A 1,181-nucleotide genomic window follows, 5' to 3' on the forward strand; every position below is an offset into this window, starting at 1 on the left:
CCAGGTTTTACCCGAGCGAACTTCAATCAGACGCAAGGTAATAAATGGAGTTCTTGCTGTTCCCGAACCCAAGCGTACCAGACTATCTTTCAGGTCGTAACTTTTGGTAAATACTCGCTCTACTTGAATGGCCGATCCTTTTTTTAAACGAGTAATTAAATGGATATCTCGTTCAATTAATTTGAGCCAAAAGCTAAAATGGTAAAATCCTCTATCCAGTAAGAGTAAGGTTTTAGTTGGTACTAATTGCAGGATGTTTTCTTCAAGCTTAACATCAGAAGCTCGCTTAGTTTTCCTGAAACCAAATATCAACCGGGAGCCTGGTCATTAAATCTATAACTGTTGCCATTTTCCCTGCCAACTGCCCTTTAGGTAGATATTCCAGGCTTTTGAGCTTGCAAAACAATGCTTCGAGCGTTGAACTATCTACTATCCAAATTCTCGAAAATTTGGTCAAGGCAAATTGAATGCTTTCTGGTAGGGGTCGTTGTTTTCTCTGGTACCAAGCAGTTCTTAAACTTGGCAATAAGTTTTTAAAGACTCCCTCAAATAATGTGGCGGGAAAACTTAGAAACCTTTGAGACATAGCTTGTTGACTGACTGTCGTAGGTCGGCACCATAAAAAACCTTCTCTTGCCAGCATTCTTGTGAGCTCTGTTACTCCCGCTACATCTCGCCATAGCAGGGTTAATACCGCTGCTACCATCAACGGTAGGTTAAGAATTCTCCCTCGTAAACCTAGTTGGCGGTAGTAATTTTCTTGTGAGGTAATCGCCGGTGTTAGTAACGCCGATAGTTGTGAGGCAATCTCCTCGTCCTCCACCATCGGTTTTGTAGTTTTTTTGGCGTGGTCACGGTTGGTTTTCTGACTTTTAGCCATATTTACTGACCTACACAATCGCTCAATTATTTGTCAATTATATCCTTCGATCGTACCAACGCTCGCCATCGATCTCGCTCGCGGCAACGCTGCCATGTACTTGTGGTGCAACCCGGGATCGATCGCCCGCCATTACTATCGATCGCCCGCCATGATTATCGATCGCCCGCCATGATTATCGATCGTGATGCAACGCCACTCGATCGCACAACTTATTAATAATGATAATCGTGCTCTGGTGAGAGAGTCCGCCACAGGCGGACTCTCTCACCCTTTCCCCTATTTGATTATCATTATTATT

Annotated in this window: 1 pseudogene; it reads right to left on the bottom strand. The window is 43.7% G+C overall.

Annotated elements, in window-relative coordinates:
• A pseudogene (locus QUA45_RS28910) lies at positions 1–826 on the bottom strand (transposase); the annotation flags it as partial.
• Positions 827–1,181 lie beyond the last annotated feature (355 nt).

The organism is Microcoleus sp. Pol12A5, from assembly GCF_036701435.1.
Classification (GTDB): Bacteria; Cyanobacteriota; Cyanobacteriia; order Cyanobacteriales; family Microcoleaceae; genus Microcoleus.